Source organism: Clavibacter michiganensis, from assembly GCF_021216655.1.
GTDB classification, from domain to species: Bacteria; Actinomycetota; Actinomycetes; order Actinomycetales; family Microbacteriaceae; genus Clavibacter; species Clavibacter michiganensis.
In genome coordinates, this window is record NZ_CP080437.1 from 2393348 (window position 1) to 2408493 (window position 15146).

Sequence of the window (15146 nt, forward strand, 5' to 3'; positions counted from 1 at the left end):
CATCCACCCGTTAGTGCCGGAGGCGCGCTTGGTCACTAGCAGCCGCTTGGGCAACGTGGCAGCGGCGCGGGCGCGTGAGCGCGAGGCGGGGGCTGTCGGGAAGGGCACAGCCCAACCTTGCCGACCTGTGCACGACCGCGACTGTGAGGGTTGGTGAGGTGGCCGGGAAGCTATTCCCTAATGAGCCCAAGGTGAGCCGCGCACGTCGTGCCCTCAAAGGCGGCCCAACAGTTGACGCGGGGGCGTTTGTGGGCTAATACAAACTATTTACCGCATTTGGGTAGCTGACAAGCTCCGATAGGGTGGCCGCCTGTCAGAGGCGCACAACCGCAGAGCGGGGAACGATGCCGCTCGTAGTCGGGCCGGTCAAAAAGCCCGCACGGTGGCCGTGAGTCCGCGTTAAGCGTCGTTCCGGCCACCGCGCAGTGTCGTGCAGCGCAGATTCCGTCCTGCCCCAATTGGCCTTCCAGTCGATAGCCACAGCTCCTGGCGAAAGTCGTGCCCGAGTTGATTCAGGAGCAGATGGACGCCGTCAGCGTCTGATCCGGTAGGAGGTAGCCGCGAGCGGGGCACTCGCCGACGGCGCGGTCGAGTCTGCCGGTACTGTGATGTCGAACAATGTGGTGGCGTCTGATCCGGAGTACGACAAGAGCCCGAGGTAACGGGACCCAACGGCAAGCCCGGACCAAGAGGCTTCGTACGTCGCCTTCTTACCGCGTTGCACCGGGAGCTGCACCGGCGTGGTTGCGAAAGCGCCCTGCCCACCGCTCGCAACCACGTCGTACCGGGTTAGGTCAAAGCCGGTCATCGCCGCACTGCCCGCGACCGACTCCGCCGCCACAGTCGCAACGTATTCACCGGCCTCCGGTGCTTGAACGACGATACGCTCGGACGGCGACGGCGTGATCTTGACGTCGATTACCGTGCGCTTGCCGCCGTCGCCGATCCGCTCGAGCTCAAGTGCCAGATCTGACGCCCCATCTCGCGGGGCGACATCGACCACGAGTGCCTTCTCATTGGCGGGGACATTGATCTGCATGGCGTATTCCCTATTTGGCGCGAGCGATCCGGTCGGCCCGCTCTGCGTGCCGGACGGGTCGTGAAGGCGCTGCGCCGGCGCCAACCCCGAGGCCTCGAGCGCGATCCGCCCCGTCACTCCGGAGTCGACAGCCACGTCCAACTTTCCACTCGTCCCGCTACCGGAGACCGACGACGGTACCCCGAGCTCCTGCGGCCGCACGGCGACGGGGCTGCGGACGGTCCCGCCGGGGCCCGTCCAGGTGAGGGACCCGGTCGTCCACGCGCCGGTGGACGCTCCGACCTTCGCCTGGATGCGCACGTGGAAGGTGCGCGTCTGGCCCGGCGCCGTGAAGGTCAGCCGGGCCGGGCTGACGGTCACGTCGGCTCCGGCCACGCCCTGCACGGACGCCCTCCAGGTCCCCGCGGCCTGGGATGTCACGGTGCGGGTGAGCGTCGTGCCGCCGATGAGCGACCCGACCGCGATGCTCGGCAGGTTGAGCTGGGACACCGGCACCGCCGGCACGGGATGCGGCAGCTCGAGCCCGGTCTGCGCGGCGTACCCCGCCCAGTCCCGCGGACCGCTCGCGTACACGAGGCCGGGGTGCAGGTAGCGCGCGGACGCGATCTCGCCGGCGCCCTGCGCGAACGGATCCGTGACGGCCTTCCCCTGCGCGTCCACCGTGTCGGTCGCGGTGGTCATCATCGCGGACTTGATCTCGGACGGCGACGCGGTCGGGTGGATGCCGAGGTAGACGAGCGCGAACCCGGCGATGTGCGGCGACGACATCGACGTGCCCGAGAGCGCGGCGAAGCCCGGCCGGCCGTCGACGTCCTTGTACGCGGCGGGGATGCCCGAGCCGGGTGCCGTGATGTCGGGCTTGATGATGTCGGCGCCGTCCGCCGGGTCGGGGCCCCGGGAGCTGAAGCCGGTCACCTGGGGAGCAGGTCGCTCCACGCCCGAGGTGTCGCCGGCGGTCAGCGTCGCGGTGGCGCCGGCCTTCGCGGCGTAGGCGACGATCGCGGGGCGGGCGTCGACGTCCACGTGCACGGTCGGGACGGCGTGGCTGTCGAGGTCCTCCGAGTCGGCCTTCACGTTGGTGAGGACCATGCCGATCCCCCCGGCGCGCGTGACCTCGGCGCTCTTGTCGACGCGCGCCGAGACGCCGCGGTCGCACTGCACGATGCGGCCCGTCACCTTCGCCGGATCCAGCGTGCCCTTCCCGCACAGCTCCGGGGACGTCGCGCCGGCGACACCGGAGGCCGCCGCTCGCACCAGCGGGCCCGACACGGGCGACGGGCCCATGTGGGACGCGCCCGCGAACCTCCGGCCGTCGCCCAGGGTGAGCGTCGCGGCGTAGTTGTCGGGGACGCTGCTGGCGGCGACCGTGGTGACCCACGGCTCCAGGTTCGAGACCGTGCTCGCGTCCGGGCCGCTGTTGCCCGCGGACGCGGCCACGAAGATGCCCGCGCTCGCGGCGCCCAGGAGGGCGCGCTGCTCCTCGTCCGGCGACGGGCCGTCGCCGCCGAGCGACATGTTGATGACGTCGACCCCGTCGGCCGTGGCCTGGTCGATGGCCGCGATGATGTCGGAGGCGGCGCACCCGTCGTCCGTCTCCACCGTGGGGTCGGGGCCGTCCCAGCAGACCTTGTACGCGGCGATCCGCGCGGCCGGCGCCACGCCCGCGATGGTGTCGAGGGTGCGGCCGTGGATCACGGCGGGCACGTCCGCGTCCCCGGCGGCCGTGCTGGCCGTGTGGGATCCGTGCCCGTTCGTGTCGCGCGCAGACCGCCGCTCCTGCGGCCCGAGGGGCACACCGCTCGCATCGCGCCCCGAGACAAAGGATCGGGCTCCGATGACCTTGGTGGAGCAGTCGGCGGCGGTGAAGCCGTCGCCGGTCTCGCATGTGCCGTGGAAGACGCTGCCGTCGGCCTTCCGGAACGCGATGCCCGTCCCGTCGCGGTAGGGCTCGGCACCCGGGGCCGAACCGAGGGGCTTCCCCGCGAAGGACGGGTTGTCGGGGGCGATGCCGGAGTCGATGTCGCCGATCACCGTCCCCGCGCCGGCGTGCTCCGCGCCGCCTGCGGCGGCCCAGAGCCCGTGGTCGCCCTCGAGCCCGAGGGAGCGGATGGCGGGCGTCGACTGCGGGTGCAGCGTCTGGTCGGGCTCGACGCTGAGGACGTCGCCGTCGTGCGCCAGCGCCCGGACCTGGGCTGCGGTGAGCGACGCGGAGAAGCCGTTCGTCGTGAGGGAGTACTGGTGGGTGGGCGTGACGCCGATCGCGTCGGCGACGGAGCGCTGCGCCCGCGCGAGGTGGTCGGTGTAGCGCTCGACGGCGTCCGACCGCGCGTCGAGTCGGGCCCCCGGGTCGACCTCCGTGCGGGCGAGCCCGTCGAGCGTGCCGTCGTAGGTCGCCGCCGGCTGGTCCTTGAGCGTGATGAGGTAGTGGCCGTCCGCCGCGTCGAGCGACACGGCGGCCTGCGGGAGGACCGCGGCACCGGCGGCGGATCCCCCGGCGACGACGAGCGCCACGGCGAGCGCGCAGGCCGCGAGGGGACGTGCCGAGCGAAGCCGGGCCCTCCGGCCGGGCGGGAGCGGGTGTCAGTGGCTGGGCATGGCTGTTCCCTCCTATCGCCGACCGCGGCCGGCTCGTGGATCCGCGGAGCCCGAGGTGCGCAGGACGGCACCGGCCGGAGTCGCGGAGTCACGTCGTCGAGGCGATGGGCAGAACCGTAGGGAAGGATCCACGGCCCCCATCGGCTCTTTGCACACGCGCCGCGCGCCCGGATATGGGCGAGACCCCGCCCCCGATGCGGGGGCGGGGCCTCTCGGCGAGCGGCGGTGTCGGATGACGCCGGCGGATCAGGCCAGGCGCGTCTGCGGTTTCTCCCCGAGCGACGCGAGAAACTCCTCGGTCGGAGGCCGAGCGAGCCGAAGCCCTGCGCGACGGTGTCGGACTGCACGTCGCCGTCGTAGTTCTTGCAGGCCCAGACGTAGCCGCCCTCCCACTTGAGCGAGGCGGCGACCATGTCGTCGATGAGGCGGTGCTCGTAGGTGATGCCCGCTGCGGCGAACTGCTCCGCGTACTCGGCCTCGAATACCTCCTGGAACAGGGGTGAAGGGGAGGACGCAAGTGCGCCCTCCCCTTCACCCCATCACGGGATACCTCTCGTCAGCGCACATTGTAAACGGCTATCAGTCTGACTGCGGACTATTCCTGCTGAGCGACGCATGCGCTGTGCGGGTCTCGCGCTTATGATGCCTGACCTTCTCCGCCGCTGTGCAAATCCAACTTTCGGCGACTACCTCTTGGACAGATCGGCAAGAGTCGTTGCGGCGTCCGTGCCCCATGCTGCCAGAACCAGACCTCGCTTTCCGACTCGCTGATCGGAGCTCTGCGCGATCACGGACCGTAGTTCTCCAGCGGGCGACAGAGCGGGTCCTCCCATTGCGCCGTCGTTGATATCGCACCCGATTTCACGTGCTGCCGACGGCGCAGCGAGCCGATGCGCGATAGCACCACAGCCTACGAGCTTCTGGCCGCTGTATGGTTTTTCCTGCGGATACGCGAACACGCGGAGAAGTTCCGTAGCGGGGGGTGTAATAGTGTCGAATACGGCCGGAACGGACCCGGCGGCGTCCTTTAGGTGGGTGCCGGTCGGGCCGGCGACCTTTGCGAACGCTACGTCCGCAGACGTTGCACCCGTTGCGTTCCACTGTGGCGTGGCTTCGGCCACGCGGATCGGCCAAATGCCTTGTGGTGCTGCTGCATGGTCTGTGGAAGGTACGAAAGTCGCGAGTCGGTATACGGTCTTGGCTCCGCGGTCGATGAGGCAGCTTGCGGCTGTGGCTATCGTGTCACCGTCGGGTGTGTTGATTACGGTGGCGGTGCATGCGCGGTTTTTGCCGCCCTGAACAAAGAAGAGCTCTCCAACGTACGGGAGGACCGCGTGTGCATGGGTGCGAGCTGATGTTTGTACTGCGGAAGTGGAGAGCTCGGGCGTCATGTCGGCTTCTGGCGAACTGGACGCAATCGCCTGTGCCTGCCGTGCGGTCGTCCAGTATGTCGTCGACGCCTCGGAGGAATCGGTCGCCGTGGCGATGTGGCTCTGCCCCTCGTTTTCGCTGGCGTACACGGCGCCGGCACCTGTTGACAAGGCAATAATCATTGCGCCGCCGACACCCACCGCTGCATTAGCGAGCCGGTGGGCTGAGCGCGGCCGAGCGCGCTTGGTTACAGAGAGGAGGTGCGATTTCACTGATGGTCCTTGTCAGGTTATTGGTGCGGGCGGGAAAGTCAGCACGCAATCGGATTACATAATCGGCGTCCATACATGCGGCTGTCGTGATTTACATTCGAGCGAATATGCTACTGCGCCGGTGGTCCCGACGGGACAAGTTGTCCACAGGCCCGGTATTGCACAGCCAGCTCGTGCCACTGGAGGGTGCAGCCGGTGGCCGCGTTCTCGGCGCCGTATCAGAGAGAGGTTGACGGGGTCCTTCGCGGACCGTACTGCGGCGCATGGGCCAGCTCGAGCCGTGACGGCGCGGACGCGGTGATGTTCGCGCTCATGGCGACCGCGATCACGTCCAGGCGCTCGATTGCCATCTGCCGTGCACCCGGGTAGTAGCCCGCTTGGGATGCCGGGTGCGTATGAATGACCCGATGCGCACGCCTCGCGGCGATCAGGGTTTTCTCGTCCCGCCCAACGGGGCCAATTGTGAGACCGAAGAGACCAAAGAGACCGCGGATCGCGGTCGCGAGAACGCCTGCAGCGTCTGTCGTCGCGTCGCCGGCGATGTCGTCCGCCGCTGGCCGTCCGTGCCGATTCGCCTGGCCTGCCATCGTCACCAGCAATGCTAGCGCTGGGCCGAGGAGCAGTCCGGCCGCGCGCGCGAGCCCGGCCTCAGGGTGGACACCGGCGGCATGGATCACGAGATCGGCCCGCACGCGCGTACCGGCCGAGAGGAGCGCGTGCCCGTGCGCCGCGCCGAAGACGGCCGCCCCCGTGCGCAGATCCGCACCTGCCGCCTCCAGTGCACCTTGCACCGGCGTGGCCGTCTCGGAATGCAGCAACGACAAGATCTTGTCGTTACGCCGCACGAGCGTGCCCCGCACGTCTCGGGTAAGAAGATTGTCGACGGCCTCCAGGCCGGCGAAGCCCGCTTGACCACCCTGGCGTGCGCGTCGGCAATCTCGTCGAGGCCGGCCGTGATGCGATCCACGTCCTCAACGCTCCGCAGCGTAGAGGACGGTATGTCCCTGTCTCTGCCGGCCGGTGCCGTTCCAGAGCCCACCGCCTCGACCAGGTCGTCGGACCCTCATTACGTATTCGGCGTCCGAGTCGAGGTCAAGCACGCGAACGGACTTCGCGCTCGCCTGAATTGCCTTGACCTCGTGCCGCACCCGCACATCGAGGCGGAATCGGGCGGCGAGCGAGTCCGGGGTCTGGAGCAGCAGCGATGCCCTCTGCGATATCACGCCCGGGGAGCCCGCTGTTGGCGAACGACACGGACGGGCCACGCTTGAGCCCGACGACGTTGCGCTCGTCGTCTAGCCGACGCAGCCGCATCGCCGCCGACATTCCGCCGGCCACTCCTCCGATGATTACAGTCCTCATGAACATCACGATGCTACGGGGGAAGGGTATGAGTTATCGGGTGCCGTAACCGCGGCGAATAACTAAAAGGAGGTACGAGGGGTGTCGACTAGGTCGTGAGCGATGTCCCGTGGACAGATCGGTCCTCGGGTCACGCGAGGTCGGGAGCTAGTCGCGGCCCGCCATCAAGATTCTAGACGCGAGCTTGAACAGGAGCCGGCCACGATCCCTCGAGCCCCTCGCACTGGTAGTAGCTCCCACATGGAGGTCTGCTGATCACGTGGGCCGATCCTGGCGTCGTAGCCTCAGCGGCTACTTACCACGGGCCCATGCCCGGGGGCGAAGCGCACGGCGTAGGGCCAGTTCACGAGTCGGTCGTACGTTTCACGAGTCGCCTGGACATCGCCATGGAACATAGGATGCAGCAGTTGAGGTCCCACGTCGCGTGACGTCGCATGCGCTGTAATGAGGGCGTCTCCTGTTACCAGCACGCCGGCCCTTTCGAGATAGTACGCTGTGTGGCCCTCCGTATGTCCGGGCGCGTCGACAGGGGACGGGCGACCGGGAATATCAAGGGAAGCATCTCCCGCGAAGGCCTGCACGTCGGAGTAGCCCACCTCCTTCAGGCCGCCCTGCTGTATTGCCGCTAGCAACCATGTAAGCACTCCAGGTTGACCCGCATGGCGGAGCACCTGTCGCAGTGTCACCTGCTGCAGGTGCTCACGGCGTACGTGGCTCGCCTCGAGCAGTGAGCACAAGACTCGAGGAGTGTTTGGGAGCGCGTCCAGCACAGCCGTGAGGCCCCCGATATGGTCCGAGTGGCCGTGCGTGATGACTATAGCTTCAAGGCGGTGCGCGCCTGTTTTGGCGCTGACTTCTTCAAGTGAATCCAGGACTGCCGCGCTGTTCCCGGGATAGCCGGCGTCAATGAGCGTCATGCCGGACCCTTCGGTCAGAATTGACCAGTTGACATGGGACCCGCGAACCACAAACACATCCGCTTCCACGGCCGTGATCGTGTATGCGTCACCCTTGTTCCTACTCATAGATATGTTCCTCTCTGAAGGCGTGTCGGTGCGAGTGGTCGCTCCAATAGAACAGCGATTCGTTGGTGGCGTGCCATGCCATGCCATGGCGCACGCCGATGCGAAAAGGCCATCGGACGTAATAGTTACCAACCCGGATTGCGCCAGGGGTGTAGGTGTCACGCGAAATAGCCCTGTCAAGCGTGCGTTCCTCTAGTTCCAGAGGACACTAGCCAAGTTGCCTAATCGGTGGTGAAGTTATGCACACCTGGTGTATCCACTAGGCAGCGTTTGCTTCGGAGTCTCGAGTGGAGCAACGCGAACGATTGTCCCAAACGTGCCTGTGGATAGCTCGGGCGGCGGCGGGCGAGGATCGCGGACACTGCTTAGACGTCTACCCCCCTCTCATTCGCGATGAAGGAAGTCCACCCTTGGTAAACTCCTCGACACCTGAAGACGATTTTGTAAATGGGCTCTCGCAGCAGAGTTCGATGTCTGTTGTATCCATCTTGGCGGAGTCTGCCATTCGATACCCCGACACGATTGCGATAGTGACAGGGAATGAACGCACCACATACAAAGAATTGTGGAACCAAACACGTGCGACCGCCGGCGCCCTCGCGGCATACGGCGTCAGCCCAGGAATACCGGTTGCCATGCTCATTCCTAACGTTTCGGACTTCCCTCGCGTCTATTACGCCGTGCTGGCCCTCGGAGGTGTGGTCGTCCCCATCAATCCCCTGCTGAAATCAGAGGAAATCGCTTTTGTACTACGCGACTCCGGTGCGCAACTGCTAGTCTGCGCCGCTGCCTTTCTCGAGCAGGCCGTGCCCGCGGCTCGCCAGGCAAGTTGCACCGTCGTCAGCCTACATTCGTCAGTCGACATGCCTGAATCACCAGCGCGTCTTGAGGACGAACTCTCAAAGTCGAACCCCATCAATTCGTACGTCCCCACGCTCCCAGGCGACGCGGCAACGATTCTGTATACTTCCGGCACCTCTGGGCGACCAAAGGGAGCGGTGGGCAGTCATCAGGCTTTGATAATGCAGGTGGATGTGCTTCTACTGAACACGTTGGACATGCGTCATGGTGACCGAATCCTAGGTTGTCTTCCGCTGTCGCACACATTTGGGCAGACCTGCACTATGAACCTCGCATTCCGCATTGGCGCTACGGTGATACTCATGCCGCGGTTCGACGGTGACGAGGCACTGAAACTGATGGTCGAGTACGAAACCCAGCTCTTTATGGGTGTACCCAGCATGTTCGTCGCCCTCCTAGGTGCAGCGAAGCGTAACGTTGCACGTCCGCCCCTGCGGTACGCGATGAGTGGGGGTGCGGCCATACCAGTTGCTATAATCGAGGCCTTCCGCGTTGAGTTCGCGGCGCATATTCACGAGGGTTATGGGCTCACTGAGACCTCACCGGTCGCGACATTTAATCACGTCGGTATCTCTCCACGTCCTGGGACCGTTGGACAAGCAATCTGGGGAGTTCAAGTTGAGGTCGCGGATCCGACTCGGCTGGACACGGTCTGTTTACTGCAGGTAGGCGAGCTCGGCGAGCTCGTCGTTCGAGGGCATAACATTATGATGGGGTATTTGAATAGACCGGACGAAACCGCGCGGGTCATCGTCGACGGTTGGTTTCGCACGGGCGACCTCGGAGTGATCGACGACGACGGCTACGTCCGAGTCGTTGATCGCACAAGCGACATGATCATTCGCAACGGATACAATGTCTACCCTCGCGAAGTGGAGGAGGTGCTCGCCCGCCACCCTTCGGTGCAGCAGTGCGCGGTCTTCGGTGTGCCGCACGAGTCGCATGGTGAAGAGATCGTGGCTGCAGTTGTTCTACGTCCTGAAATGACGATGAACCCTAAGGCAGTGAGAGATTTCATGTACAGGCAACTTGCCGCGTATAAGGTTCCGCGCCGCATCGAGATTGTAGAGTCGTTGCCACTGGGTCCTAGTGGAAAAGTGCTTCGACGGCAGCTTGTCGCGGCGTTCTCTACATGAGCGTCGCGCGGTGCCTGCCCGAGCTCGTGTCACCGTATGTCAAAACTTGCCCACAGAAACTTCCTCGGTGTGTCTTTTGTTGGATCTCTCGTTAAAGGCGGCAATTCGCCACTTGCCCTGTGTTCCTGTTCGAATACGCATACGGTGCGTGGAAGCCCAATATCGAAACTGCCGTCGTCGACGTGACCATTACTAAGCCCGCCGAATGCCCGGGCCCGGTGATCTAACAATGGGCGGTTCGTACTGACAAGCGCCGGAGCAGCGATCGCGATCAGCGCGAAAGGGACGCCTGCGGGGACTCGAGATATCTGTTTCGCAGGCATACCCGCCCTCAGCGATTCCAAGACGCAGGGCGACCACTTGCCCGCTGCGTGTCGCTCCCTGGGTTTCGATACCCCAGTTGAGATCGTGACCGAGGCTATCGACACGGTACGTAAGAACGCCGTAGAGTAACGGGGCCGCCTTTACGTGACAGTTTTGGGACGGCATGCGGATCGTAAGGCGCGCCGCGCGGGCATGGCAGCAGGCACGCCGCGATCTTCCCGCATAAAGCACCAAAGGCGATAGATCGGAGCAAGTCGGGTTTGCGAGATGCGCTCTGGCGTCATGCTCGCGGCGGCGGAGGTTTCCATCTCAGCAAGCTGTCCGTGGCCGACACCCTTAGGAGGGTCGACGCGATTCATCGACCTTGTCTCCGCGGCAGCGCCGACATGGCCATCTTTGAGGGCCCCCGGCGGTGAACTTGCCTCTCGCGACTTTGGCGCGAGTCGCCCGACGAAGATCCAGCGCCAGCAAGCGCGTGCTCGAGGCGGCTCGGCGTGACCGTTGTCTGAGGAGCGCTCGAGGAGGACTGCGGATCGATTGCCGGCGGGACTTGCAATGAACGCGCCCGCCGAGGCGGGTCCAGCGCGGACGCAGCCTTCACTGTCGTGCCCCGTTCGCCAGCGACTAAGTGCACCTGCTCTTAGGGTGCCTCCCGCCCCGCCCCGTCAATACCATTAGCTGCCTCAGTGCCGAGCAGCCGAGACCATCATCGGCAGCGGCACCCAGCTAAGGCACCAGCAACGCCAGTGCCTCAGTCAGTATCAAGGCAGCTGCGACGGGGAGGGGGTGGCGCTGACGAGGAACTGTACATCTCAGAAGAGAGCGTCAGCGTACGGACGCGATGTGTCCATGTAGCGTCCTGGTGCCCGACTCGCCAGCCCTGTGGACAGCTCTAGCCGTCGTGTTCGCCCCATCAGCACCATCAATCGTACGCTGACCCGAGGGTAAGTCGGGCAGCTACAAACGCGGTGCTTATCAAATTCACAGAGCAGTTCGTATAGAAGCGGTACCGACTTGGCAGTTGGAGTACCGCACGATGGGGATGATCGGTTTCGACGTCGTCAGCAGAGTCACGAGAAGCGGGTCGAGAAAGCGGAGTCAACTCGAAAATGTCCTCCGCGCAACATAGGTGCCGAACTTAAGCGCACTGATCACGTTCTCGCCGCTTAGGCGAAGCATCAAGTGATCCGCCGTTCTAGCAATTTCCTCTAGCTAGCACCGGCGTCATAAAGGGGAATAGCCGTGTAGATACGCCTTGTGGCTACATGGGTCACTAAGCAAGGCTGGGCTTGTCGACCGCAGGTGCCCTGACCAGGGTCGGAGCCGAGTAAAGCGATTTAGGGATACACTCGTAGAAGGCGTAACAGTGCAACGGCGGACCGGGGTTCGATTCCCCACATCTCCACACAAACTATAAGAACTGATTTGTGCCGCGTGTGGTCGCGTGAGAATCCGAGGTGATAACCCGAGAATTCTCACGCGACCATTTTCATCGACATGCCGATTTCATGGGTGCTGAGTCTGGTTATGGCACTCGTGTGAGTTACTTATAAACTCGTAGCGTCGTTTTAACCATGCAAGCCCCTGAGCCCGCTGACCATATTGGGGTCGACGCATGAGGGTCTAGAGGAGCTACAGCGCGATGTTCATTACACATTGTTTATTACATATCAACTCGTGGAGTCACGGCGTGTTGCTCGTCTAAACGTCGCATCGACGTGCGCGGCCCGTGGGGTACTCCGGCGGGCAGGGCCGAACATTGTTTTCCGCGAGTCCTACGACCGTGAGTGTCCGGCAGTCCGTCCCCGCCTGGCTTACCCGGCGTGGGTCTCGAAGTGGTTGAATCGAATGGCTGCGGGAGCGCCTTGATCACGCCGGCCATTCACGGTGGGATTTATATAGCGCAAAGAGCGGTGCGCGCTTGCTGCGGAATGCCGACGCGAGTTCGCGAGGTAAAACCATGCAATGCCAGCTATATATTGCCGAGCATATTACCGAAGGGTACAACGTTGTTTCATGTTACTGATCGCTTGTCGCTGGTGCCACGTACATCCGCGGGTTCGCGCATTCTCGTAGTTGTCATCACGGCGTTGCTACTGGCTGTTACCCCGCTTTCCGCTGTCCACGCGGCAGACGCTGGAACGCGGGCTGTAGCGGGGTCGCCGGTGGTGTCCGGGACGCCGGACATGGGAGCGTCTGCCATCAATATCGGTCCCTACAAGAACGACTACTCGGGTCTGCGAGTGTGTGGGTGGTACCACTCGAACAACCGCAGCCAGAGAAACGATCCCGAATGGATCGGCACGGGGCTCGCGGTGGTGTACGCAAAGGGGGCGACTCCACCTGCGAGAAAAAGCTCGCTTACATGAAGACCAATTATGAAGAGGCTCTTTCGGGTTCCACAGCGAAGGTTCCTTACCGGATGATCACGTGCGAAGACTTCGCTAAGCTCGTAAACCGTGAGTCCGATGCTGCACAGCAAGTCAGCCCTTGTGACGAGATGATGACCCGCGTGAATGGCATCTATCGCGTTGTTTTGTATGGGACGGCGATCATCCGCAAGCGGTGCCGCGTACGGAGTTCTGGCATTGGTGAAGCACTGAGGATTTACCTCTGCGGGGGCTGGGTAGTTTGGGGCAGGTGACGCTGCGTTTTCTATTGGAGGTCGCTTCCTTGTCCGCGCCTCGAGGAGCAGCTGGTGAATGGAGTGCGGTTGCTTGCCCGTCTCCGTTTCCGTCACCACCCGCTCCTAGCAGCTGGCAGCCGGGATGCTCGCCCGCGCGGTCGCGTTCGACTTGCGGAACATGGGCGACGTCGACACCGTCTCCACACTCACGCTGATCGGCTGCGGCCGCTGCCTCTTGAAGTCCTTCGCCCACCCGGGCAAGTACCCCCAGTGCGCGGCCGGCACCGACCGCTCCCCGTCGCGCTCCCGCACCAGGGGTGCGTCGCGGGTCGAAGGGCGTCTGGAAGGAGAAGTAGAGATGGCTCGCAAGCGATATGACGTCGTGTACAAGCTCTCCGTCTGGACGGTGACCCATGCGGGGTCGACCGTCTCGACGCACAGTACCAAGCAGTACGCGATCGACGCTGGGGTAGCTCTGGCCCGGGCCAATCAGCTCAGCCAGCTCATTATCCATCAGTCGGATGGAACAATCGAGGACGAGCGCACGTACGGGAACGACCCCTTCCCGCCTCGGGGATAGCACCGCACGAGCGGCCGGCACCTTCCGGTGTCGGCCGCTTCTTTAGCTGCCGCCGGTGGCTACGGCTCAGCCGCGCCGGAGACGGGTACGTCCGGCGTAGGTCCCCGAGATCACCTGATCACCCATCCGCTGGGCATCGGACTGGTTCTCGTAGCCCTGGCTCCCGTAGGTCGCGATGACCTAACCGTTGTCCGCGGTCAACTGCCATGCCCATCGCCCATCGGCTCTGGTACGGGCGGTGCCGCGCTCGACCCCCGTCCGGGGATCCCCCGGTGCCCAGGCGACGGCCTTAGGCGGACGCTGCACGCGTGTCGGCCTATTGCGCCAGCCTATCCCGCATCCATGATTTTGCGCTCCATCGCCCTGTGGCGGCTTGTCTGCGGTGACCCTTGTCCGTGCACCGTAGCCTCTATACGCCCTGCATCAGGGTGCCGGGTGGTCGACGCGGTCACGTTTCGGGTCGTAAGACCTGAGCGCGCGTGAGGGTTGGCACGCCCACTCGGGCGGTGGCGTGGCTCGTGCGCAGGTAGGACTCAGGGAGCGCGTCCCGGTACGAGGTAGGGGAAATCCAGCTAGAGCCATTCGCCGCGACCCCATCGGTTCGTCGGTTGAGGAATATGCTCTCGCTGCCGACCCGATCGTCACTTGGGCCACAGGTCAACGGACCGATAAAGGCTGTACTCCACCTGACCCCAGGGTACGAAGATGAGCAGCGGTGACCCATCTCGAGCGCGTCGCGTCTCCGTGATGACACCGTATTGAGTCCCGTTCGGGCCATGCGTCGACGCGTGATAGACGGGGCCACCAGAGGCTCCTCCCGGCGGGTCACAATTGGCGATCTCGTACTCCGGGATGGAGGCAAATCCGCGGAAGTGCCTGCCCTCACCTGCGCACGTGTAGAGGGGTGCGGGGACATAGCCACCGAGCGGCCTGTACCCGAATGCCTCAAAGTGGAGGCCGGGCATCGCGGCCGAAAATGTAGGAGCGGGAGCTCCCGCCTTGCTGGCCAAGTACTCCTTGGAACCATCCCACGCAGTCTTTGGAGCCATCTTGATGAACGCTGCGTCGTGACCCGGGTCCTCTGTGGTCCGCCAGTCCCGGGAGACGGCGTAAAAGAAGGCACCCCAGACGCCGAGGGGCTTGTTAGCGCCGTCCCAAGCCGGGATGAATACCACGCGGGTGGACCACTCGCCGTGGTCGTATAGACAATGGGCCGCAGTGGCGACGACCAGCTGAGAGTCTGAGCGAATGGAGGATCCAGAGCACGAGTACTGGCGCCCGTTAACATCGAAGTAGATGCGACCGATCCAGTAGACAGGCTCAAAGGTCCCAGCGCCCTGCGTGATCAGGGCCTGCTCGGTGGCACCTGTTACCGGGGCATTGACAGCATCGCTCGGGCGGTCGAGATCGCTGGCGGCGGCAAGTGCCTCCGGAGTCCAGGACCTCACAGCGTCGGAAGCCTCTGCATCGGAAAAGCTCTGGCCGGTGTCATCAGAGAACGCCGTCCCCGTCGGCCCCGCCGCTTGAGCGGGTCTAGCAACTGACGACTGCCCGACCATGACGACGAGCAGCAGCAGGGCTAGGACTGAGAAGCGATTTTTCCATAGGGCAGTCATGTCAGTACCTCCGGGATCGCCGTAGTGACGCGAGAGTAAGCGCTTGTGTGATGGTCACCGATCGCGCGCGCTGCAGTGATGATGAACAGTACGAGCCGAGGGGGATATCGCGTCGGATCTTCACACAGGGTCCCGATCCGAGGATCTGCGGACACCGATTTGACCGCTAAGCGAGACACTCAGGGCGAGGGCTACAGAACGGATCCGGCCCGATTGGTGACCAACACGCTGCGCAGATCGACAACGTTCGAGTGGGATGTTCAGAGCGGCGCCCAACCCTCTGCTTCTGCCTGTGACCACGACCCGCTCTCGCCGCAACAACGCCTGTCTTCGGCCCAA

The 15146-nt window shown here is 64.3% G+C and carries 7 protein-coding genes, 1 other RNA gene and 1 pseudogene; 3 read left to right on the forward strand and 6 right to left on the reverse strand.

Annotated elements, in window-relative coordinates; all coding sequences use genetic code 11:
* Positions 1–532: 532 nt before the first annotated feature.
* The 4 genes and pseudogenes from K0V08_RS11370 to K0V08_RS11385 all read right to left on the reverse strand — a co-directional run bounded on the left by K0V08_RS11370 (position 533) and on the right by K0V08_RS11385 (position 7664).
* Entirely contained in the window at positions 533–3550 is a 3018-nt protein-coding gene (locus tag K0V08_RS11370; RefSeq protein WP_227266791.1) for a S8 family serine peptidase, read from the reverse strand.
* A gap of 353 nt (positions 3551–3903) precedes the next feature.
* Positions 3904–4131, reverse strand: a pseudogene (locus K0V08_RS11375) (isocitrate/isopropylmalate family dehydrogenase); the annotation flags it as partial.
* A 1364-nt stretch (positions 4132–5495) separates the two neighbouring features.
* On the reverse strand, positions 5496–6137 hold the full coding sequence (locus tag K0V08_RS11380) for an FAD-dependent oxidoreductase (RefSeq protein WP_079535002.1): 642 nt from the start codon (positions 6135–6137) through the stop codon (positions 5496–5498).
* Positions 6138–6923: 786 nt separating this feature from the next.
* Positions 6924–7664, reverse strand: a complete 741-nt coding sequence (locus K0V08_RS11385; protein WP_011931291.1) for an MBL fold metallo-hydrolase — start codon at positions 7662–7664, stop codon at positions 6924–6926.
* Between the two features lie 470 nt (positions 7665–8134).
* Between K0V08_RS11385 and K0V08_RS11390 the strand changes: the two genes are divergently transcribed.
* Positions 8135–9661, forward strand: coding sequence for a long-chain-fatty-acid--CoA ligase (locus K0V08_RS11390; protein ID WP_079535001.1), 1527 nt, complete (start codon positions 8135–8137; stop codon positions 9659–9661).
* 1362 nt (positions 9662–11023) lie between these two features.
* Positions 11024–11393: a transfer-messenger RNA gene (gene ssrA, locus K0V08_RS11395) on the forward strand.
* Positions 11394–12734: 1341 nt separating this feature from the next.
* Here ssrA and K0V08_RS11400 read toward each other — a convergent pair.
* Positions 12735–12923, reverse strand: coding sequence for an SOS response-associated peptidase family protein (locus K0V08_RS11400; protein WP_310886198.1), 189 nt, complete (start codon positions 12921–12923; stop codon positions 12735–12737).
* Positions 12924–12969: 46 nt separating this feature from the next.
* Here K0V08_RS11400 and K0V08_RS11405 point away from each other — a divergent pair, with 46 nt between their 5' ends.
* Positions 12970–13191 (forward strand): DUF2188 domain-containing protein, encoded by a 222-nt coding sequence (locus tag K0V08_RS11405; RefSeq protein ID WP_079534999.1) that lies wholly within the window; start codon positions 12970–12972, stop codon positions 13189–13191.
* A gap of 641 nt (positions 13192–13832) precedes the next feature.
* On the opposite strand, the gene K0V08_RS11410 is transcribed toward K0V08_RS11405, so the two are convergent.
* Positions 13833–14807: a trypsin-like serine peptidase gene (locus tag K0V08_RS11410; protein ID WP_079534998.1), complete on the reverse strand. Its 975-nt coding sequence runs from the start codon at positions 14805–14807 to the stop codon at positions 13833–13835.
* Positions 14808–15146: the final 339 nt, after the last annotated feature.